The 20240-nt window shown below is 63.2% G+C and carries 23 protein-coding genes; 5 read left to right on the top strand and 18 right to left on the bottom strand.

From position 1 onward, the window contains the following. Positions 1 to 34: 34 nt before the first annotated feature. The 12 genes from rnhA to coxB form a co-directional block, all read right to left on the bottom strand. Positions 35 to 568 carry a ribonuclease HI gene (gene rnhA / locus FJ948_RS15720; protein ID WP_140705837.1) on the bottom strand — a complete coding sequence of 178 codons (534 nt, stop codon included), beginning with the start codon at positions 566 to 568 and terminating at the stop codon, positions 35 to 37. Between the two features lie 11 nt (positions 569 to 579). Next, positions 580 to 1542 carry a homoserine kinase gene (locus tag FJ948_RS15715; RefSeq protein ID WP_140705835.1) on the bottom strand — a complete coding sequence of 321 codons (963 nt, stop codon included), beginning with the start codon at positions 1540 to 1542 and terminating at the stop codon, positions 580 to 582. Between the two features lie 5 nt (positions 1543 to 1547). Further along, positions 1548 to 2558 carry a 4-hydroxy-3-methylbut-2-enyl diphosphate reductase gene (gene ispH, locus FJ948_RS15710; RefSeq protein ID WP_140705833.1) on the bottom strand — a complete coding sequence of 337 codons (1011 nt, stop codon included), beginning with the start codon at positions 2556 to 2558 and terminating at the stop codon, positions 1548 to 1550. A 105-nt stretch (positions 2559 to 2663) separates the two neighbouring features. Then, the gene (locus tag FJ948_RS15705; protein WP_181173677.1) at positions 2664 to 3419 is read right to left on the bottom strand and encodes an SURF1 family protein; all 756 of its coding nucleotides are present in this window, start codon (positions 3417 to 3419) and stop codon (positions 2664 to 2666) included. Then, positions 3416 to 3802, bottom strand: coding sequence for a DUF983 domain-containing protein (locus tag FJ948_RS15700; RefSeq protein WP_140705831.1), 387 nt, complete (start codon positions 3800 to 3802; stop codon positions 3416 to 3418). Before FJ948_RS15700 ends, FJ948_RS15705 begins: the two co-directional genes overlap by 4 nt. Before the next feature lie 21 nt (positions 3803 to 3823). Next, positions 3824 to 4312, bottom strand: coding sequence for a L,D-transpeptidase family protein (locus tag FJ948_RS15695; protein WP_140705829.1), 489 nt, complete (start codon positions 4310 to 4312; stop codon positions 3824 to 3826). Between the two features lie 91 nt (positions 4313 to 4403). Then, positions 4404 to 5282, bottom strand: a complete 879-nt coding sequence (locus FJ948_RS15690) for a cytochrome c oxidase subunit 3 (protein ID WP_140705827.1) — start codon at positions 5280 to 5282, stop codon at positions 4404 to 4406. A gap of 1 nt (position 5283) precedes the next feature. Then, positions 5284 to 5913 (bottom strand): cytochrome c oxidase assembly protein, encoded by a 630-nt coding sequence (locus FJ948_RS15685; protein ID WP_140705825.1) that lies wholly within the window; start codon positions 5911 to 5913, stop codon positions 5284 to 5286. Further along, a complete protein-coding gene (locus FJ948_RS15680) occupies positions 5913 to 6074 on the bottom strand; it encodes a hypothetical protein (RefSeq protein ID WP_140705824.1) in 162 nt (53 codons plus the stop codon). Before FJ948_RS15680 ends, FJ948_RS15685 begins: the two co-directional genes overlap by 1 nt. Before the next feature lie 2 nt (positions 6075 to 6076). Then, the gene (locus FJ948_RS15675) at positions 6077 to 7021 is read right to left on the bottom strand and encodes a heme o synthase (protein ID WP_140705822.1); all 945 of its coding nucleotides are present in this window, start codon (positions 7019 to 7021) and stop codon (positions 6077 to 6079) included. Between the two features lie 73 nt (positions 7022 to 7094). Then, positions 7095 to 8750, bottom strand: a complete 1656-nt coding sequence (gene ctaD, locus FJ948_RS15670) for a cytochrome c oxidase subunit I (protein ID WP_140705820.1) — start codon at positions 8748 to 8750, stop codon at positions 7095 to 7097. Positions 8751 to 8788: 38 nt separating this feature from the next. Beyond that, a complete protein-coding gene (gene coxB / locus FJ948_RS15665) occupies positions 8789 to 9808 on the bottom strand; it encodes a cytochrome c oxidase subunit II (RefSeq protein WP_181173676.1) in 1020 nt (339 codons plus the stop codon). A 259-nt stretch (positions 9809 to 10067) separates the two neighbouring features. Here coxB and FJ948_RS15660 point away from each other — a divergent pair, with 259 nt between their 5' ends. The 4 genes from FJ948_RS15660 (at position 10068) to FJ948_RS30265 (ending at position 13581) form a co-directional block, all read left to right on the top strand. Next, on the top strand, positions 10068 to 10613 hold the full coding sequence (locus FJ948_RS15660) for an invasion associated locus B family protein (protein WP_140705816.1): 546 nt from the start codon (positions 10068 to 10070) through the stop codon (positions 10611 to 10613). Positions 10614 to 10785: 172 nt separating this feature from the next. Then, positions 10786 to 12198 (top strand): metalloprotease TldD, encoded by a 1413-nt coding sequence (tldD, locus tag FJ948_RS15655; RefSeq protein ID WP_140705814.1) that lies wholly within the window; start codon positions 10786 to 10788, stop codon positions 12196 to 12198. A gap of 213 nt (positions 12199 to 12411) precedes the next feature. Then, positions 12412 to 13080 (top strand): transglutaminase-like cysteine peptidase, encoded by a 669-nt coding sequence (locus FJ948_RS15650; RefSeq protein WP_181173675.1) that lies wholly within the window; start codon positions 12412 to 12414, stop codon positions 13078 to 13080. Positions 13081 to 13236: 156 nt separating this feature from the next. Then, on the top strand, positions 13237 to 13581 hold the full coding sequence (locus FJ948_RS30265) for a hypothetical protein (RefSeq protein WP_181173674.1): 345 nt from the start codon (positions 13237 to 13239) through the stop codon (positions 13579 to 13581). Between the two features lie 343 nt (positions 13582 to 13924). Here the strand turns inward: FJ948_RS30265 and FJ948_RS15640 are convergent, their stop codons facing one another. Beyond that, positions 13925 to 15166 carry a class I SAM-dependent RNA methyltransferase gene (locus FJ948_RS15640; RefSeq protein WP_140705810.1) on the bottom strand — a complete coding sequence of 414 codons (1242 nt, stop codon included), beginning with the start codon at positions 15164 to 15166 and terminating at the stop codon, positions 13925 to 13927. Then, positions 15163 to 15927 (bottom strand): TlyA family RNA methyltransferase, encoded by a 765-nt coding sequence (locus FJ948_RS15635; RefSeq protein ID WP_140705808.1) that lies wholly within the window; start codon positions 15925 to 15927, stop codon positions 15163 to 15165. The genes FJ948_RS15640 and FJ948_RS15635 overlap by 4 nt, the downstream gene beginning before the upstream one ends. A gap of 171 nt (positions 15928 to 16098) precedes the next feature. Here FJ948_RS15635 and FJ948_RS15630 point away from each other — a divergent pair, with 171 nt between their 5' ends. Beyond that, positions 16099 to 16500 carry a GFA family protein gene (locus FJ948_RS15630; RefSeq protein WP_140705806.1) on the top strand — a complete coding sequence of 134 codons (402 nt, stop codon included), beginning with the start codon at positions 16099 to 16101 and terminating at the stop codon, positions 16498 to 16500. Here the strand turns inward: FJ948_RS15630 and FJ948_RS15625 are convergent. From FJ948_RS15625 to FJ948_RS15610, 4 genes are all read right to left on the bottom strand, one after another. After that, positions 16497 to 16790, bottom strand: coding sequence for a hypothetical protein (locus tag FJ948_RS15625; protein ID WP_140705804.1), 294 nt, complete (start codon positions 16788 to 16790; stop codon positions 16497 to 16499). The genes FJ948_RS15630 and FJ948_RS15625 overlap by 4 nt on opposite strands. A 174-nt stretch (positions 16791 to 16964) precedes the next feature. Further along, positions 16965 to 18878, bottom strand: coding sequence for a 1-deoxy-D-xylulose-5-phosphate synthase (gene dxs, locus FJ948_RS15620; RefSeq protein ID WP_140705928.1), 1914 nt, complete (start codon positions 18876 to 18878; stop codon positions 16965 to 16967). A 99-nt stretch (positions 18879 to 18977) separates the two neighbouring features. Further along, positions 18978 to 19898: a pirin family protein gene (locus FJ948_RS15615; protein ID WP_140705802.1), complete on the bottom strand. Its 921-nt coding sequence runs from the start codon at positions 19896 to 19898 to the stop codon at positions 18978 to 18980. Positions 19899 to 19928: 30 nt separating this feature from the next. Continuing rightward, the gene (locus tag FJ948_RS15610) at positions 19929 to 20195 is read right to left on the bottom strand and encodes a DUF2277 domain-containing protein (protein WP_140705800.1); all 267 of its coding nucleotides are present in this window, start codon (positions 20193 to 20195) and stop codon (positions 19929 to 19931) included. Positions 20196 to 20240 lie beyond the last annotated feature (45 nt).

Genomic DNA, 20240 nt, shown 5'->3' with positions numbered 1-20240 from the left:
GCTCCGTTCGGTTGTGGCCGCGACGATCCGAGGCTCAATAGCTCTGGGTCGATCGGCGCGCCTTCGGGGCCAGCGGCTGCTTTGCCTGGACATCCGGCTTGGACAGTGAGACCGTCGGCTTGAAAGAACCCTTCTTGAACGGCGCCATGCCTTCCCGGGCCAGTTCGTCGGCACGCTCGTTCTCGGCATGGCCGGCATGGCCCTTGACCCAGTTCCAGGTGACCTTGTGGCGGCGGTTGGCCTCGTCCAGCGCCTGCCACAACTCGCCGTTCTTGACCGGCTTCTTGTCGGCGGTCTTCCAGCCATTCTTCTTCCAGCCATGGATCCATTTGGAAATGCCGTCCATGACGTATTTGCTGTCGGTATGAAGCTCGACCGTGCAAGGCTCCTTCAACGCATTCAGCGCCGAGATGGCGGCCAGCAGTTCCATGCGGTTGTTGGTCGTCTCGGCTTCGCCGCCGGAGAGTTCCTTGGTGGCGCCGTTGAAGCGCAGAATGGCGCCCCAGCCGCCGGGGCCGGGATTGCCTGAACAGGCGCCATCGGTGAAGATTTCAACCTGTTTGCTCATGATACCCCATATCAGGCCAATCCATATTCCGAAGCCGATCTGATCGCCCGATGGAACCGCATCCTTCTGATGTATTCGGTCGGGTCGCGTTTCATCACCAGCCCGCCGTCAGGAACGGTCAGCCAGTCGTAGAGCCGGGTCAGCATGAAGCGCAGCGCCGAGCCGCGCGCCAACATTGGCAGCGCCGCCTTCTCCTCCACGCTCAGCGGGCGCACGCTCTGATAACCTGCAAGCAGCGCCTTGCCCTTGGTGAGGTTGAAGGAGAAATCCTTCTCGAAACACCAGGCGTTGAGGCAGGTGGCGACGTCGTAGGCATAGAGGTCGTCACAGGCAAAATAAAAATCGATCAGACCCGAGAGCTTCTCGCCGAGGAAAAAGACATTGTCGGGGAAAAGATCGGCATGGATTATGCCTTCGGGGAGGCCCTTGGGCCAGTTCCGCTCGAAATCGGCGAAGTCGGCATCGACCTCGGCCGCCAGTCCCGGTTCGACTTCGTCGGCGCGGGCGCGAGCCGAGTCCCAAAGCTTGCGCCAGCCGTCGATGGCAAGCGCGTTGGGCCGGTTCATCGGGAAATCGGCGCCGGCCAGATGGAGCGCGGCCAACGCCTTGCCGACCTCGGCGCAATGCGTTGCCGTCGGCCGCCGTAGCGAAAGCCCTTCGAGGAAAGTGATGATGACCGCCGGCCGGCCGGCCAGCGTGCCGATGACACTGCCGTCATGCGCGGTCACCGGCAATGGACATGACACGCCCTTGTTGGCGAGATGGCCCATCAGCCCGAGGAAGAACGGCAGATCCGCCTTCTCGACGCGCTTTTCGTAGAGCGTCAGGATGTAGGAACCGCTCGAGGTGTGCAACAGGAAGTTCGAATTCTCGGTGCCTTCGGCGATGCCCTTGTAGGACAGGAGGTCGCCGACCGGATAGTGTTTCAGGAAAGCGCCGAGTTCGCCCTCCGCAACGTCGGTATAGACGGCCATGTGCCTTACGCGGCCCCGTTGACGAAGGCCATGTCGGCCGGCGTCAGTTCGACATCGCGCAATACCCGCATGACCGGAAAATCCTCTGTTTCGGTGGCCGTGATGGCCAGGTCGATGGTCACATCGAAACGCTGACGGAACGCGTCGATGATCTCATCGACGATGATCTCCGGCGCCGATGCCCCCGCCGACAGGCCGAGCGTCGAAATGCTGCCGATGTCATTCCACGGAATTTCGGCGGCGCGCTGCACGAGAAGCGACATGGCGGCGCCGGCGCGTTCCGCAACTTCGACAAGACGGCGCGAATTCGAGGAATTGGGCGCGCCGACGATCAGATAGAGGTCGGCGCCCGGAGCGGTGTCCTTGACCGCTTCCTGGCGGTTTGTGGTGGCGTAGCAGATCGATTCCGCCGCCGGCGCCTGCAGGTCCGGAAAACGTTCCTGCAATGCGCGGATGATGCCGGCGGTATCCTCGACCGAGAGCGTCGTCTGGGTGACGAAACCGAGTGCCTTGGGATCGGCGGGCTCGAGCCGGGCGGCATCGGCCTCGGTCTCGACCAGCGTGACCGCGCCTTCCGGCAACTGCCCCATGGTGCCGATCACCTCGGGGTGGCCGGCATGGCCGATCAACAGCACATGGCGGCCGAGCCGCTGGTGGCGCATCGCCTGTTTGTGGACCTTGGAGACCAGCGGGCAGGTTGCGTCGAGATAGAACAGGTTGCGCGCCTGCGCGTCCGCCGGCACGGACTTCGGCACGCCATGCGCCGAGAAGACGACCGGCGACTGGCGGTGTTCGGCGGGAATCTCGGAAAGTTCCTCGATAAACACGGCGCCAAGGCTTTGAAGGCCCTCGACGACATAGCGGTTGTGTACGATCTCGTGGCGGACATAGACCGGCGCGCCATATTTCTTCAATGCCAGCACGACGATCTGGATGGCACGGTCAACGCCCGCGCAAAAACCGCGCGGCTGGCAGAGCCGGATCGTCAGGGGAGGCTTGGCGATTGTGTGAAGCATTAAATCCTGCCGGTTCGTCAGCGCCGAAATGAGGTGCCCACCCCTGCCCTGTCAAGAGCGTCGGCAGAAATGGGGTGTCGGTTGGAAAGGAGGCGTCGGTCGCGTTCATTCCTCTTTCGCGGGCCGGCGAAGCCGCAGGATGAGGACGGCGGCGAGCGCCGCGGCCAGGCCATACCAGGTGACAGCATATTGCAGATGGCTGTTCGGCAGGTCGACGATGGTGACGCCCCCGACCGGCAGGCCGCCGGGATTCGGCGTCTTGTCGGCATCGATGAAGATCGGCACCAGCGTGAACCCGGCCGGCAGGCCGGCGCTCGCGGCCATGACGTCGCGGTCCTTCCAGTAGAAGATGTTCTTGGCCACGTCATTGTCGGGCAGCATCATGGACGGCTTTGCCGGCAGCGGATTGCGGGCAAGCCCGGTGATGGTCACCTTGCCCGTCACCTGTCCCTTGGCGCGCTTGGCCGCATCCTTGAGGTCATAGGGTACGAAGCCGCGATTGATCAGGACGAAACGGCCATCGTCGAGGGCCAGCGGCGTGTAGACGTTGAAGCCGGCGTCCCCTTCCCAGGTCGCGTAGAAATGCCGCTCGCCGGAATGCAGGAAAGTGCCTGAGACCGTGACCGGGGTGTAGTCGACGTCGCCGGTCGAGGCGAATTGCTTCTCGACCTCGGCAAGCGGCAGTGGCGCCGAGTGCGTGCGCTGGTCGATGGTCCGCAGCAGACCTTCCTTCCAGTGCAGGCGCTGGACCTGCCAGGTGCCAAGTGCCAGCAGGATCCCGAGCAGAAGCAGGCCAAGGCCGAGCAGCAATGCCGACCTTGGCCGCGAACGGCCGCGATCGTTGAGGGAAGCTTCGTTCATTCGCCGCGATCCAGTCGCCCCTCGGCGGCCTTGTTGGCGTATTGCAAGGTGAGCAGCACGCCCTTGATCAACCGCAGCGCCGTAAGGCACAGCACCAAGGCCAGCGGGATCCAGATCAGCAGATGCAGCCACAGCGGCGGGCTTAGCGTCACTTCGACCCAGAGCGCCAGGCCGACGATGATGAAGCCGATGATCAGGATGACGAACACGGCCGGCCCGTCGCCGGCATCGGCAAAGGAGTAATCGAGACCGCAATTGACGCAACGCTTGCCGACGGTGAGGAAGCCGGAAAACAGCCGCCCCTCGCCGCAGCGCGGGCAGCGGCCATGCAGGCCGGCTGAAATCGGCTCGATCGGAGGCCAGATCGCCTTATCTTCACTCATGGATAATGCCGTCACTCATGCCTATTGCTCGATCTCGATTGGCGTCCCGTCGGCCACCATTGCCCAGATTTCGTCCATGTCGAAGTCCGTAACCGCAATGCAGCCATCGGTCCAGTCGACCAATTGAAGCAGCCAGCCCCACCAGCCGAAACCGTTCGGCTGGCCATGGATCATGATCATGCCGCCGGGGTCGACATTGCGTGCCTTCGCGGCCGCCTGATCGTCGACATCGGGGTAGGAAATGTGGATCGACCTGTGCGCGATGCTGTTGGGGTTGCGCCAGTCGAGGACGTAGCGCCCCTCGGGTGTGCGCCGATCGCCCTCCTGCCGCTTGTGGCCGACGGGATCTCCACCGAGTGCAATGCCGTAGCTGCGCAGGACCTTGCCGCCGATCAGCTCGAGCCGCCGCTCCGCCTTGTGGACACGCACCAGATCGACCTTCTCAGCGGCAAAGGCCTGGAAGGTCGCGATCAGAAATGCGCAAATCGCCCAGAAAATTGTCAGCCGCATCTTCTATCGATCGATGATCATTGCGCCGAAAAGAAGAAGGCGGCCACGTCGCCGCGGCCGCCTTCTCCAAATCAAAAATCCGCGGGCGGGATCAGTGGCCCTCGATCACCGCGCCGACCGATCCCCAGACGTAGATCGAGGCGAACAGGAACAGCCAGACCACGTCGACGAAATGCCAGTACCAGGCGGCTGCCTCGAAGCCGAAGTGCTGCTTGGGGGTGAACTCGCCCTTCATCGCGCGGATCAGGCAAACCAGCAGGAAGATGGTGCCGATGATGACGTGGAAGCCGTGGAAGCCGGTCGCCATGAAGAAGGTGGCGCCGTAGATGGAATCCTTGAAGCCGAACGGAGCGTGCATGTACTCGTAGGCCTGCACCATGGTGAACAGCATGCCGAGGCCGACGGTCAGCACCAGGCCGTTGATCAGTCCCTTGCGATCGCCATGGATGAGCGAGTGGTGGGCCCAGGTGACGGTGGTGCCCGAGAGCAGCAGGATGATGGTGTTGTAAAGCGGCAGATGGAAGGGATCGAGAACCTCCATGCCCTTCGGCGGCCAGACACCACCAGTAAACGTGTGGCGCGCGTAGTTCTGCACCTCACCGGCAAAAAGGCTGGCATCGAAATAGGCCCAGAACCAGGCAACGAAGAACATCACCTCAGAGGCGATGAACATGATCATGCCATAGCGCAGATGCAGCGACACGACGCGCGTGTGATGGCCCTCATGCGCTTCCTTGATCGTGTCCGACCACCAGGCGAACATGGTGTAGAGCACGATTACCAGGCCGATGAAGAACAGCCACGGATTGGCGATGTTGAAGCCGAAGATCGGGAAGGAGCCGCCCTTCAGATACTCCATGAGGCAGACGCCGCCAAAGGCCATGACGAGCGCCCCGATCGACCCCAGGAAAGGCCACGGGCTCGGGTCGACGAGATGATAGTCGTGATGTTTTGCGTGCGCGTCTGCCATATCAACCCCCGAGATTTTCGGTATCTGAAACTGTCTTGCTGTTGGCCTTGGCCGGCTCCGAGGAGGCGACCGGCTTGTTCTTCTCGACCGGGAACATCGTATAGGACAGCGTGATCGTCTTGATGTCCTTCAGTTCCGGCACGTTCACGATATCGGGATCCACATAGAACAGGACCGGCATGTCAAGCGTCTCGCCGGGCTTCAGCGAAGTATCGGTGAAGCAGAAACACTCGACCTTGTTGAAGTAGGGTCCGGCCAGTTCCGGCTGCACGTTAAAGGTGGCGCGGCCGGTGACAGGGCGATCGAACTTGTTGGTTGCCTGGTAATGCGCCTGCACCGTCTGCCCGATCTTCATCGTCATCGAGCGCTGGACCGGCTGGAACTCCCACGGCACGCCGGCGATATTGGCGTCAAAGCGGACGGTAATCTCACGGTCGAGCACGCGGCCGGCATATTGCTTCTCGACGCGCTGCGTCGTGCCGCCATAGCCCGTCGCCTGGCAGAACATCCTGTAGAGCGGCACTGCGGCATAGGCCATGCCGATCATGCCGATGAAGAAGGCAAGGCAAACGGCCGCGACGACGCGGTTGCTGTTCTTGCCCCCAGGCTTCTTGGGCGTTTCGACGCTCATCACATCTTGCCCGACAAATTGTGGGCGAACTTCACGATCGTCGCGATGTAGAAAATAATGACCAGCACCGCCAGCGCCACGCCGATGGCGACGGAACGGTTGCGCCGAGCCTTCTTCTGCCGATCGGTCAGAGTGACCGTTTCGAGCTTGTCTTCGGCCATGCTCATGCTCCACCAGCCGCGAGTACACGCCCGATGACGCTGTCGGCGAGATAGACGGCGAAGATGGCGAAGAGATAGAGCAGCGAATAGGCGAACAACGCCTTGGCCGGCTTCATGGCGCGGTCATCGTCGGCCATGCCAAGCACTTTCCAGGCATACCAGACGAAACCAACGCCGAGCAGCAGAGCGGCCACGCCATAGACCGGCGTGGTATAGCCGAGCAGCCACGGCAGCACGCCGACCGGGGCCAGTACCAGCGCATAGGCGAATATCTGGCGGCGGGTCGAAGCCTCGCCGGCGACGTTCGGCATCATGGGAATGCCGGCGCGCCCGTAATCCTCGGACTTGAACAACGCCAGCGCCCAGAAATGCGGCGGCGTCCACAGGAAGATGATGAGAAACAGAATGATGCTTTCGAGGCTGACCGAGCCGGTCACGGCGGCCCAGCCGATGACAGGCGGAAAGGCGCCGGCCGCACCGCCAATGACGATGTTCTGCGGCGTCCAGCGTTTCAGCCACATCGTATAGACGACAGCATAGAAGAAGATAGTGAAGGCCAGCAGCGTCGCCGAGAGCCAATTGACCAGCACGCCGAGCGTCATCACCGAGAGCACCGACAGCACCAGGCCGAAAGCCAGCGCCTCGCCTGGACGAACGCGACCGGCCGGCACCGGACGATTGGAGGTTCTGGTCATCACCGCGTCGATGTCGGCATCGTACCACATGTTGAGCGCACCAGAGGCACCAGCGCCAATGGCGATTGCCAGGATCGCGATCACCGCCAGCAGCGGGTTGATGGTCACGGGTGCGGCCACCAGGCCGACGAAGGCGGTGAACACCACCAACGACATGACGCGCGGCTTCAGCAGGGCGAAGAAATCACCCGCAGTGGCTTCCGACATGCGGAAGCCCGCTTCGTCAATGCTGTTTTCGTCGACTAGGGCCATGCGTACTCAGTCCATTATTCCGTTGGCCAAAACCGCCGGCGGACCGGCGGTTTCGCATTCGAGGGGAGCCGCCTTACTTGATCTTCGGCAGTTGCTCCCACTGGTGGAAGGGCGGCGGCGAAGGCAGCTGCCATTCAAGCGTCGTTGCCCCCTCGCCCCATGGGTTGGCACCGGCGATCCGCTTCTTCTGGAAGGCTTCGAAGACGCCATAGAGGAAGATCAGCACGCCGACGGCCGAGATGTAGGACCCGATGGACGACACATAGTTCCAGCCCGCGAACGCATCCGGATAGTCGATGGTGCGGCGCGGCATGCCGGCGAGGCCGAGAAAATGCTGCGGGAAGAAGATCAGGTTCACGCCAACGAAAGTCACCCAGAAGTGGGTGTTGGCAATGACAGGCGAGTACATGTAGCCGGTCATCTTCGGGAACCAATAGTACCAGCCGGCGAAGATGGCGAACACCGCGCCCAGCGACAGCACGTAGTGGAAGTGGGCGATGACGAAATAGGTGTCATGCAGCGAGCGGTCGAGGCCGGCATTGGCGAGCTGGACGCCGGTGACACCGCCGATGGTGAACAGGAAGATGAAGCCCAGCGCCCACAACATCGGCGTCTTGAAAGAAATCGATCCGCCCCACATCGTCGCGATCCAGGAGAAGATCTTCACACCCGTCGGCACCGCGATGACCATGGTGGCGAAGACGAAGTAGCGCTGCGTGTCGAGCGACAGGCCGGTCGTGTACATGTGGTGCGCCCAGACGATGAAGCCGACGGCGCCGATCGCCACCATGGCGTAGGCCATGCCGAGATAGCCGAACACCGGCTTCCTCGAGAATGTGGAGATGACGTGGCTGATGATGCCGAAGCCCGGCAGGATCAGGATGTACACTTCGGGGTGACCGAAGAACCAGAACAGGTGCTGGAACAGCAGCGGGTCGCCACCGTTGTCCGGCGCAAAGAAGGCCGTGCCGAAATTGCGGTCCGTCAGAAGCATGGTGATGGCGCCGGCAAGAACCGGAAGCGACAACAGCAGCAGGAAGGCAGTTACCAGCACTGACCAGGCAAACAGCGGCATCTTGTGCAGCGTCATGCCCGGGGCGCGCATGTTGAAGATGGTGGTGATGAAGTTGATGGCGCCGAGGATCGAAGAGGCACCGGCGATGTGGATCGACAGGATCGCCAGATCCATCGCCGGTCCAGGCTGACCCGAGGTCGAAAGCGGCGGATAGAGCGTCCAGCCGCCGCCGACACCATAGGCGCCCGGCGCGCTCGGCATGAACATCGAGGTGAGCAGCAGGATGAAGGCTGGCGGCAGCAGCCAGAACGAGATGTTGTTCATGCGCGGGAACGCCATGTCGGGCGCGCCGATCATGATCGGCACCATCCAGTTGGCAAAACCGCCGATCAGTGCCGGCATGACCATGAAGAAGATCATGATCAGCGCGTGCGCGGTGGCGAAGGCATTGTACATGCTCTTGCCGCCGTCGATCGCGGCATCACCGTTCATGCCGTAGACCATCTGCGCCAGACCGCTGAAAATCTGGATGCCAGGCTCCTGCAGCTCCATGCGGATGGCGACCGACAGCGCGCCGCCGATGATGCCGGCCATGATCGCGAAGATCAGGTAGAGCGTACCGATATCCTTGTGGTTGGTCGAATAAACCCAGCGCACCCAGCCGTGGTAAGGCTTGTGGTCGTCGTGCCCGTCGTGAGCTGCAGCGTCTGCCATGTTCCGCTCCGTTCCCTAAATCTTGCTAACCCGCGGCATCAGTTGCCGGCGGCCGCTACCTTGTTCTGGCCATCGACCTCGGCCATGAGCGTCTTGTTGGCGCCGGGCAGATCGGTCTTGGCCGCCGCCAGCCAGGTCTTGAACTGCGCGTCGGAGACGACGCGGATGGCGATCGGCATGAAGGCGTGGTCCTTGCCGCAGAGCTGCGAGCACTGGCCGTAGAAGATGCCTTCCTTTTCCGCCTTGAACCAGGTCTCGTTGGTACGCCCTGGAATGGCGTCGACTTTGATGCCGAAGGACGGCACGCCGAAGGAGTGGATCACGTCGGTCGCGGTGACCAGCAAGCGGGTCATGGTGTTGACCGGCACCACCAGCTCATTGTCGACCGCGAGGAGGCGCGGATAGACCTTGCGGTCCTCCTTGCCTGCTTTGGCGCGATCGCCTTCCTGGAGGATGGCCGAATTGAAGGAGAGCGTGCTGTCGGTCTGGTACTCGTAGTCCCAGTTCCACTGGTTGCCTGTCGCCTTGACGGTGAGCTTGGCTTCTTCCGGCGGCGTGTACTGGGCGGTCAAGAGCTGGAACGAGGGAATGGCCAGGCAGAGCAGGATCACGACCGGGCCGACGGTCCAGATCACCTCGATCAGCGTGTTGTGGCTGGTCTTGGAGGGAACCGGGTTTGCACTGGCGCGGAATTTCACGATGCAGTAGGCGAGCAGAAGCAGCACCAGGATGGTGATCGGGACGATGAACCACATCGTATAGTTTCCGAACCACTCGATCTGCCGCATCATGTCGGTCGCCGGCGCCTGGAAGGTGGTCTCCCACTCCACGGGCTGATCGGCATGGGCGGATGTGCCAGCGAAAAGCACAGTGGCAGCGGCACAAGCACTCAGAAACTTGGCACTTGCTAGAAACCTGGCGCCAGCTAGGAAATTTCTCATCGCCCTCTTCGTCTCCCAGTTCCTCGCGGCGGTGCCAACGAGAATAACGAACAATGCCGGGACGGGAATCCCGACAGTCTCAAGGTGGTTCAAACCATACTCTTTTTCCCTCCGCAAGAAAGGAGCGGAGGAAACTGTGCGGCATTTTTGCGCGCAAGCCGTGACGGGTGTTTGAAGGCGGCCGCATCGGCAGCGAATCGTCTATGTCCGACACATCGTCCTGCCTTTGGCCGTCAGGCGTGCCTGGCGTCGTAATTCAGGCGAAATTGGCAGGGAAAAGCGCGCTATTGGCTTTTTCGGGACAGCCAAGCCGTCGTCTCGTCCTTTACTTGGCTTTGGCGCGGCTTAAAGTGCCGTGATTCGCAATGGAGCGGTTATGAACTCTTGGCTGTCGAGAACCGGGCTTTCGAGAACCTTGGCGAAGATCGCCGTTCTCGCCGCCGTCTCCTGTGCCGGCCTGTCCGTCACCGGCCAGGCCAATGCCGCCCAGCCGAGCGGCACGGTCAAGTCGACGCATGGCGCGTGGTCGATCATCTGCGACACGCCGGCCGGCGCCACCTCGGAACAATGCGTGATGATGCAGAACGTCGTCGCCGAGGATCGGCCGGAGATGGGGCTTTCGGTCGTCGTGCTGCGCACCGCCGACAACAAGGCCGAGATCCTGCGCGTGCTGGCGCCGCTCGGCGTGCTCCTGCCGAACGGGCTTGGCCTCAATGTCGACGGCAAGGATATCGGCCGCGCCTATTTCGTGCGCTGCTTCCAGGACGGCTGCTATGCCGAGGTCATTCTCGAAAAGCCGCTGCTCGACACGCTGAAGACCGGCACGTCGGCGACCTTCATCGTCTTCCAGACCCCGGAAGAGGGTATCGGCATTCCCGTCGACCTCAAGGGTTTCGCCGAAGGCTTCGCCGCCCTGCCCTGATCGCGGCTTCGCGCTGAATCGGGCCTTGCCCCGGCTTTTGCCGATTCCAGGCGCATGCCTTGTGCTCAGCGGACGGGTGTCATTCGTCGGCGCTGATCTCCATTGCCGATTGTGCGGGCGCGGCTTCACGCCTACATCGGGGGAAAGCAATCATCCCACGGACGGACGCGCCATGAACAGCCTGATCGGCCAATTCGACATTTCAGACGACCGCATCAAGCAGATCGTCGCCGACACCATCAAGGGTGCCGACGACGGCGAGCTTTTCCTCGAATACAGCGAGAGCGAAGCGCTGATGTTCGACAATGGCCGGCTCAAGACCGCCAATTTCAACACCGACCAGGGCTTTGGGCTGCGCGCCGTCGCCGGCGAAGCCAGCGGCTACGCACATTCGAGCGACCTGTCCGAGGCCTCGCTGCTGCGCGCGGCCGACGCCGTCTCGACCGTCAAGGGCGGCTATTCCGGTACGCTAGCCGCCGCGCCCGCCCGCACCAACCGCCATCTCTACGGCGACGAGAACCCGATCCCCTCGCCCTCCTTCGAGGCCAAGGCCAAGCTGCTGCAGGAAATCGATGCCTGGCTGCGCGCCGAGGATCCACGCGTGCGCCAGGTGACCGCCTCGATCGCCGCGTCCTGGCAGCATGTCGAGATCGTGCGTGCCGATGGCCAGGTGGTGCGCGATATCAGGCCGATGGTCCGCGTCAACGTCTCGGTCATCGTCGGTGACGGCGACCGCCAGGAGAGCGGCTCCTATGGCATGGGTGGGCGCAAAGCGTTCGGCGACTTCCTGATCGAGGATAGCTGGAAGCACGCCGCCAAGGAGGCACTCCGGCAAGCGCTGGTCAATCTGCAGGCGATCCCGGCTCCGGCCGGCACTTTCGACATCGTGCTGTCCAGCGGCTGGCCGGGTGTGATGCTGCATGAAGCGGTCGGCCACGGCCTTGAAGGCGATTTCAACCGCAAGAAGACATCGGCCTTCGCCGGCCTGATGGGGCAGCAGGTAGCCGCCAAGGGCGTGACCGTCGTCGACGACGGTACCATCCCCGAGCGGCGCGGCTCACTCACCGTCGACGATGAAGGCACGCCTTCGGCCCGCAATGTGCTGATCGAGGACGGCAAGCTGGTGGGCTACATGCAGGACCGGCAGAATGCCCGGCTGATGGGCATGAAAGCCACCGGCAACGGCCGGCGCGAAGGCTATGCGCATCAGCCGATGCCGCGCATGACCAACACCTACATGACCTCGGGCGACATGGAGCCGGACGAAATCATCGCTTCGGTCAAGAACGGCATCTACGCCGTCTCCTTCGGCGGCGGCCAGGTCGACATCACGTCGGGCAAGTTCGTGTTCGGCTGCACCGAGGCCTACATGATCGAGAACGGCAAGGTGACGCAGCCGATCAAGGGCGCGATGCTGATCGGCAACGGACCGGACGCGATGCACCGCGTCTCGATGGTCGGCAACGACATGAAGCTCGACAACGGTATCGGCATGTGCGGCAAGGCCGGCCAGGGCGTGCCCGTGGGCGTCGGCCAGCCGCATCTGAGGATGAACCAGATGACGATCGGCGGCACCCGGGTTTGAGGCTCGGTGCCGCCACGTGATGTTTCCGGATGGAACAGCGCGCGACGCGTGCTGCGTTGCGAGGGGAGATGCTGGCGTTTCCAGCCCGTATTTCGGCCGGGACCTTGAAGTGGACACAATCCAGATTATGAAATTGTTAAGTCTCTGACTGCCTGGGCTGCCTTTTGCGCACGGACGCAGCACCAGCTCCTCGTTGCGGTGGTGGTTTTGGCAATGCGGCCCGTCCTGACTTCGTCTTTCGTGCTTGGCTTCGTTTCGTTGATTGGCGCGACGGCGCTGCAAGCCGGTCCGGCGGCAGCACAGTCGACATGGTTCAAGGCGCGATCGACGCAATCTTCCGCCGCCGCCGTCGGCGGAAGCACCAGCGTCCCCTACGGTTGGGTCGATTTCTGTCATCGCCGACCCAAAGAGTGCAAGGTGCCCGCTCTGCCGGCCGCGAACGTCAAGCTGACGGCGCGGAACCTCCGCATCCTGAAGCGGATAAATCAGAAGGCGAACAGTTCCATCAAACCCGTCAGCAATTTCGACCACTGGGGCACGATGGCGGACCATTGGGACTACCCGGTCGACGGGAAAGGCGACTGCAAGATCTACGCACTCTACAAACGCAAGCTCCTTCAGGAGGCTGGCTTTCCCCGGCAGGCGCTGCTGATGACGGTCGTGCGCGACCTCAACAATGAAGGCCACACCGTCCTGACGGTGAAAACCGACAAAGGCGATCTCGTCCTCGACAATTTGGTCGACGAAATCAGGCCATGGAACGCGACCGGCTACTATTTCCTGAAACGTCAGTCGCAGCAGAATCCGAATATCTGGCTGTCGGTCAACCAGCGAGGCGGCACGCCGAGAACCTCCAAGACTGTTGCAAAGCTCGTGGACTGAGCCTGTCAGAACCGCGGCGAGTTCCGACAGTCGAGAGCGGGTTCCGCAACCGTCTCATCCGCGCTTGATCTGTCCAGGGTGGACACGGCTTCAGACGAAAACTGGTTTATATTTTTCCGAAATGCCACCAGCCTGCCCCAGCAGGGCAGGCTGGCAATGACCTCGGCCGCGAAGGCGGCTGGTCAGGTGGCTTTGCCGCCGTTCTTCTTGCAATCGGCGCGGAATTTCTCACGTGCCTTGCCGTGCAGTTTCTGGGCATCCGCAAGTGCTGAACATTGCTTCGAAATCGCGGTTTTCTCAGGCGTCATGGCAGTCGTCTTCGCCTTCTTCACGGGGGCGGCCGTGGTGGCGGCCGGCGCCGTTGTGGTCGTGGTGGCGGCCGTGGTCGCCGCCGCGGCTGCTCCCGTCGCGATGAACCCGGCTACGGCGATGGAGGTCAGAACGCTTGCAATCCTCATCATGGTCACTCCCTTGAGCGCCCCGCCCGGCATCGACTGGTAACAGCAGGCCAACGGGCCGCGCAATCGAGACCACGGCCGACCACGCAGTTGTGATGTGAGCGTGTGTCGCGCGGCACGGTCGGGGTTCGACCCGTGTTACCTCTTGCAGGCCGGCTCATTGGGATGTCCGCAGGGCGGCTTCTTGCCTGGCTCGCGCTGCTGCTGCCTGCAACGTCTGCGCAATCAGGCCGGCATCATTGGCCGCTATGGTCAACGTCCCCGATGGCTAGGCGGCGTTGCCGCCCGACTAGGCTGGCGCAACAAGGCGGCTTTGCGGCATCATTCCGGCGCCTTTCGGACGGGATGGGCCGGATTGCCCGGTCTCAACCGAATGTGATCGGATGTCAGCGCCTCCGCCTGGGCTTTTCCAGCAGGGCGACGGCCTCGACATGCGGCGACCACAGGAACTGATCGATCGGCGTCACGCTCTTCAGCGTGTAGCCGCCATCGATAAGGATGCGCAGGTCGCGAGCCAGCGTCACCGGGTTGCAGGACACCGCGGCAACGAACGGGACATCCGAGCGGGCGATCTGCTTCGACTGATCCTCGGCGCCGGCGCGCGGCGGATCGAAGATCAGTCCGTCGAAGGCGTTCAACTCCTTGAAGGTCAGCGGCCGGCGAAACAGGTCGCGGCGCTCGCCCGTCACCCGCTTGAGCCCGGTGGCGAAGCGCGACCCACGGTCGAGCGCCGACAGTGCGGCCGCATCGCCCTCGACCGCATGGACTTCCGATTTCGCGGCCAGCCGCAAGGCAAAGCTGCCGCAACCGGCAAAGAGATCGGCGACCTTCTTGGCCCGCGATAGATGTCCGCCGACGACCTCGGCCATGGTCTGTTCGGCCGCCTCGGTCGCCTGAAGGAAGGCGCCCGGCGGCACGGCGACCGCGACGCTGCCGAACATGACCACGGGTTTTCTTGGCTCGATGACGATCTCGTCGTCGATGGACAGTCTGGCAAAGCCCTGCGCAAGGACAAAGTTGGAGGCGATGCGGCGCTGGTGTTCGCCGAGCTTGCCGGAGTCATGCACCGCGATGTCGAGGCCGGAGCCCGTCACGGTGACCGCCATCCGGAACGATTTGGTGGTGGCGCATATCAATTCTGCCAGCGCTTTCAACGGGCCGAGCGCGGCGACGATCTCGGGCAGCGAGATCGGACATTCGGATATCGAGATGATTTCCGGCGACAGATGGCGATTGAAGCCGAGCAGCATGCCCGCATCGGCGCGCCGGGCGGCAAGCACGACACGGCGCCGCGAGTGCGGCGCACAGGCAACCAACGCGCCGATGTCGCAATCGATGCCCTTGCCCTTCAACGCATGCACCACCTTCTCGCGCTTCCACTGGCGATAGGCCTCGGCTTCCAGATGCTGGAGGGCGCAGCCGCCGCATTCAGTGAAATGGCGGCAAGCGGGTTCGATGCGCAGCGGCGAAGCCTCCAGCACCGCCATCAGCGTGGCGCGATCCCGTTCGCGTGCGGCGGTGACGGTCTCGCCGGGCAGCGTGAAGGGAATGAACAGATCGCCGCCTTCGGTTTCGGCGATGCCGTCGCCTTGAGCGCCGAGTTTCCTGATGGTCAAGCGCGTGCTCATCGATCCTTGACCCCACCGAGCAGGAATTCGCGATTGCCGTCGCCACCTTCGATGGGCGACAGATGCAGGCCGAGCGAGCGCCAGCCGGCAACGGCATCCAGCCAATCCCGCAGCAGGCCGGCGACACGGGCGGCATCGAAGGGATCTTTCAACAGGCCGCCCTTGCCGATCGCCTCGCGACCGGCCTCGAATTGCGGTTTGACCAGAAAGATCGCCCCGGCACCGGGCTTCGCGAGAGCAAGTGCCGGCGGCAGCGCCAGTTTCAGCGAGATGAAGCTGACATCGGAAACGATGAAATCCGGGCTTCGGCCACCAAGATCGGCGATTGTCAGATCGCGGGCATTCAGCCCTTCGATCACCGTTACGCGCGGATCAGCGCCGACATCGGGATGCATCTGGCCGTGGCCGACATCGATGGCCGTGACGTGGGACGCGCCGCGTTCGAGCAACACCTGCGTGAACCCGCCGGTCGAGGCGCCGATGTCGAGCGCCTCGCTGCCAGCCGGATCAAGGCCGAAATGATCTAGTCCGCCGATCAGTTTAAGCGCCGCGCGCGAGACATAGGTTTGCGCCGGATCGTCGATGACAACAAGGGATTGCGGCGAAACGTTCTGGCCGGGTTTGCGGGCAATCGCGCCGTCGACCGTCACCGTGCCGCGCTCGACCGCGTCGCGGGCGCGCGAACGGCTGGCAAACAGCCCACGCTGGACGAGCAGGTCGTCGAGCCGCTGGCGTGTGCTGGCTGGCAGAGGTGAATTCATCGGCCTTCTCTGACGAAAGCCCGCGATGAAGGCAAGGACATTACACGGAACAAGGTGACGTCGGACGTGAACGGCTGGAGCAGCGAGCTTGGCGCGGCTTGCGCGCATCGCGTCAGATCCGGCAAAATGGTCGTCGAGGAGAGCCTCCATCGTCGAACCCGAGGAGAACGAATGCTGACGGGAACCTGTCACTGCGGCGCGGCCCACTGGACCCTGGAAGGCGATCCGGGTCCGGTGACTGCCTGCAACTGCACGCTTTGCCGCCGCTATGGCACGCTCTGGGCCTATGATTATGTCGACGAACGCATTCGCGTTTCGGGGCCCACGGCCAGCTACACGCGCGCTGGAAAGGACGATCCGTCGCTGGAAATCCTGTTCTGCCCCACATGCGCCTGCGTGCTCGGCTGGCGCGGACTGCGCGCCAGCGCCTCGGGTCGAAGACGCATGGCCGTCAACGTCCGGCTGGCGCCGCCCGAAGCCGTCGCCGATCTGCCGATCGACCATTTCGATGGCCTCGACTCCTACGACGATCTGCCACGCGATGGTCGCTGCGTACGCGATATGTGGTTCTAGAAGATCGTGCGTGAATTCTGGCGTTCGACAGCTGGGGACAAACCATCGTCCCTGTTGCCCGAAGCCTGTTCGCGCGGACGCTCGGTCGTAACAGCGGGCCGAGGTGCGGTGTCCGGCACGACCACGAGCTGCGGCACCTGCCTGTAGGAAAAGCCGCCGCGAATATCGCCCATCTTGCCGGCGACGATGCCCATCGCGGCCTTTTCAAGATTGCGGTCGTAGGGCGTTTCGGCGGCGGCAGGCACGACCATCACGGCCAAAAGTGCCCCGCCGCACAAAAGCATCTTCATTGATTTTGTCTCCCTGCCTGGCCGTGATCTAGCAGGGCGCCGTTGAAAAACGGCCAAGGGACAGGGTAAGCGAAACGCCAAACGGCAGCGTTAACAATGCGTTACGAAATCAAGCCGGCAAACTGATTCAAGCCGTTCAGATTTTGATTCAGGCGCGCTGGGCACGATTTTGATTCAAGCGCGCTGCGCGCGGGCCGTGTGGCCGAGCGCAGTGAAAACGGTGCGCACGATGCCGGCGGCGTCGAGCCCGGCATCGGCATACATCTTTTCCGGCTTGGCATGGTCGGTGAAGACGTCGGGCAGGACCAGCGGCCGCACTTTGAGACCACTTTCCAGCAGTCCTTGATGGGCGAGGAACTGCAGCACATGGCTGGCGAAGCCGCCTATGGCGCCCTCCTCGACTGTCACCAGCACCTCGTGCGAGCGGGCCAGCCGGCGGATCAGGTCCTCATCGAGCGGCTTGGCAAAGCGGGCATCGGCGACGGTGGTGGAAAGACCGGCCGCGCCGAGTTCTTCCGCCGCGACAAGACAATCCTGCAGGCGCGTGCCGAAGGACAGAAGCGCCACCTTGGTGCCCTCCCTGACGATGCGGCCCTTGCCGATCTCGAGCATGACGCCACGCTCCGGCATGTCGACGCCGACGCCATTGCCGCGCGGATAGCGGAAGGCGATCGGCCCGTCGTCATAGCTGGCGGCGGTGCGCACCATGTGGCGCAGTTCCGCCTCGTCGGCCGCAGCCATGACGACGAAGCCCGGCAGGCTAGCCAGGAAGGTGGTGTCGAAGGCGCCGCAATGGGTGGCACCGTCGGCGCCGACGAAGCCGGCGCGGTCGATGGGGAAACGCACCGGCAGTTTCTGGATCGCGACGTCATGGACGACCTGGTCGTAGGCGCGCTGCAGGAAGGTCGAATAGATCGCCGCGAAGGGCTTATAGCCTTCCGTCGCCAGACCTGCGGCGAAGGTCACAGCATGCTGTTCGGCAATGCCGACATCGAAGGTTCTGGTCGGAAACACCTCGCCGAACAGGTCGAGGCCGGTACCGGTCGGCATGGCGGCGGTGACGGCCACAATGCGGTCGTCCTCGCGGCCCTCCTGGATCAGGCTTTCGGCGAACACCTTGGTGTAGCCGGGAGCATTGGCCGGCGCCTTGGCCTGCGCGCCGGTGATGACGTCGAACTTGTTGACACCGTGGTATTTGTCGGCGGCGGCTTCCGCCGGCGCATAGCCCTTGCCCTTCTGGGTGACGACATGGATCAGGACGGGGCCTTTGCCGTTGTCGCGAACGTTCTTCAGCACCGGGACCAGGTGCTCCAGATTGTGCCCGTCGATCGGGCCGATATGGTAGAAGCCGAGCTCCTCGAACAAAGTGCCGCCGGTGACGTAGCCGCGCGCATGCTCGACCGCCCGGGTGATGGCGCGGTCGGCGCGCTTGCCGAGATAAGAGGTCAGCTTCTTGCCGAAATCGCGCAGGCCGACATAGGCCTTGCCGGAGGCGAGCCGCGCCAGATAGGCGCTCATGGCGCCGGTCGGCGGGGCGATCGACATGTCATTGTCGTTGAGAATGACGATGAGCCTGGCATCAAGCGCGCCGGCATTGTTCATCGCTTCATAGGCCATGCCGGCCGACATGGCGCCATCGCCGATGACGGCGATGACATTGTTGCGGCCGCCGGAGAGGTCTCGGGCGGCGGCCATGCCCAACCCCGCCGATATCGATGTCGAGGAGTGGGCAGCGCCGAAGGGGTCGTACTCACTTTCGGCGCGGCGAGTGAAGCCGGAAAGGCCGCCTTCCTGACGCAAGGTGCGGATCCGGTCCCGCCGGCCGGTCAGGATCTTGTGCGGATAGGCCTGGTGGCCGACATCCCAGATCAGCCGGTCGTCGGGCGTGTTGAAGACATAATGCAGCGCCACCGTAAGTTCGACCACGCCGAGACCGGCACCCAGATGGCCGCCGGTGCGGGACACCGCGTCGACCAGTTCGGCGCGAAGCTCGGATGCCAGTTGCGGCAATTCGCCCTCGGCCAGTGTGCGCAGGTCGGCCGGCACGTGGACCTTGTCGAGAAGCGGCGTATGCGGCGTTGCGTTCACGGGCACCCAGACTTTCTGTTCATCGGCGGGATAGGCCGCCGTCCGGCGAAAGTAAATGCGTGTCGGGTGACGCGGACCGTCAGCCTCTCACCGACCCGCTCAGCCTTCCGGCAGCGGAATGAACTCTTGCTCGTCGCCAGGAACGATGTCGAAGCGGCCGGTCTTCCATTCCTGCTTGGCCTGTTCGATGCGCTCCTTGGACGAGGAAACGAAATTCCACCAGATGTAGCGCTTCGAACCGAGCGAGGCGCCGCCGAACAGCATGAAATGCGCCCCGGTCAGCGATGATATGACGATCTCGTCGCCGGGGCGGAACACCAGCAGCCGTTCCGACGGAAAGCCGTCGCCCGAAATCGAGACCTCGCCCTCCAGCGTGTAGACGGCGCGCTCTTCCGCATCGGCCGGGATTTTGATACTCGCGCCGGGTGCCAGCCGCAAATCAGCGTAGAGCGTTTCGGAATCCGCCCGCACCGGAGACCGCAACCCCTGGAAATCGCCGATGACGATGCGGCCGCTGACGCCTTCGGCGTCGATTTCGGGAAGTCGAAGCGCCGCGGTGTTCTCGAACACCGGTGCGACCTCTTCCTTGCCGTCGGGCAGCGCCAGCCAGGTCTGCAGGCCGGAGATGGACATTGGCGCGCCGCGCAGTTCCTGCGGCGTTCGCTCGGAATGGACGATGCCGCGGCCCGCCGTCATCAGGTTCACGTCACCGGGCTCGATGACCATTTCGGTGCCGAGCGAATCGCGGTGCCTGATCCTGCCGTCGAACAGATAGGTCACGGTCGAGAGGCCGATATGCGGATGCGGACGGACATCGAGCGCCTGGCCCGCCCGCAGGATGGCCGGGCCCATTCGGTCGAAAAAGATGAATGGCCCGACCAGCCTTCTCTTGGCGGTCGGCAAGGCGCGGCGCACCTCGAAGCCGCCAATATCCTTGGCGTTGGGGATGACCATCAGCTCGATCTGGTCGCTGGCAAAGGCATCACCGGCTTCAGGATCTTTACCGGGAAAGAAGCTCATGAACTCTCCTTGTCAGCGGCCTTGGCCGCGTCAGGCAAACCGGATAGCCGCCTTCGCCCGCAATTTGGCCGCCACCTCTTCCCGGTTGCGCGGATGCTGGTGGGTCTCGAGCGTATCAAGCAGCTCGCGTGCCGCCGCCGCGATAGCCTCGACCGCGTGATCGAACGCATGCTGGTTCTTGGCGGACGGCCGCGTCGTCCCGCTCAGCTTGCGGACAAACTGGAGCGCCGCGTCGCGGACTTCGTCATTGGTTGCCGGCGGATCAAAATTGAACAAGGTCTTGATGTTTCTGCACATCGTTTCCAAACCTCCTCTGGAGCCTTTTCAATCGGGATGAGCCTT

The organism is Mesorhizobium sp. B2-3-12, from assembly GCF_006442205.1.
Lineage (GTDB): Bacteria > Pseudomonadota > Alphaproteobacteria > Rhizobiales > Rhizobiaceae > Mesorhizobium.
This window is presented reverse-complemented; position numbering and strand designations above follow the sequence as displayed.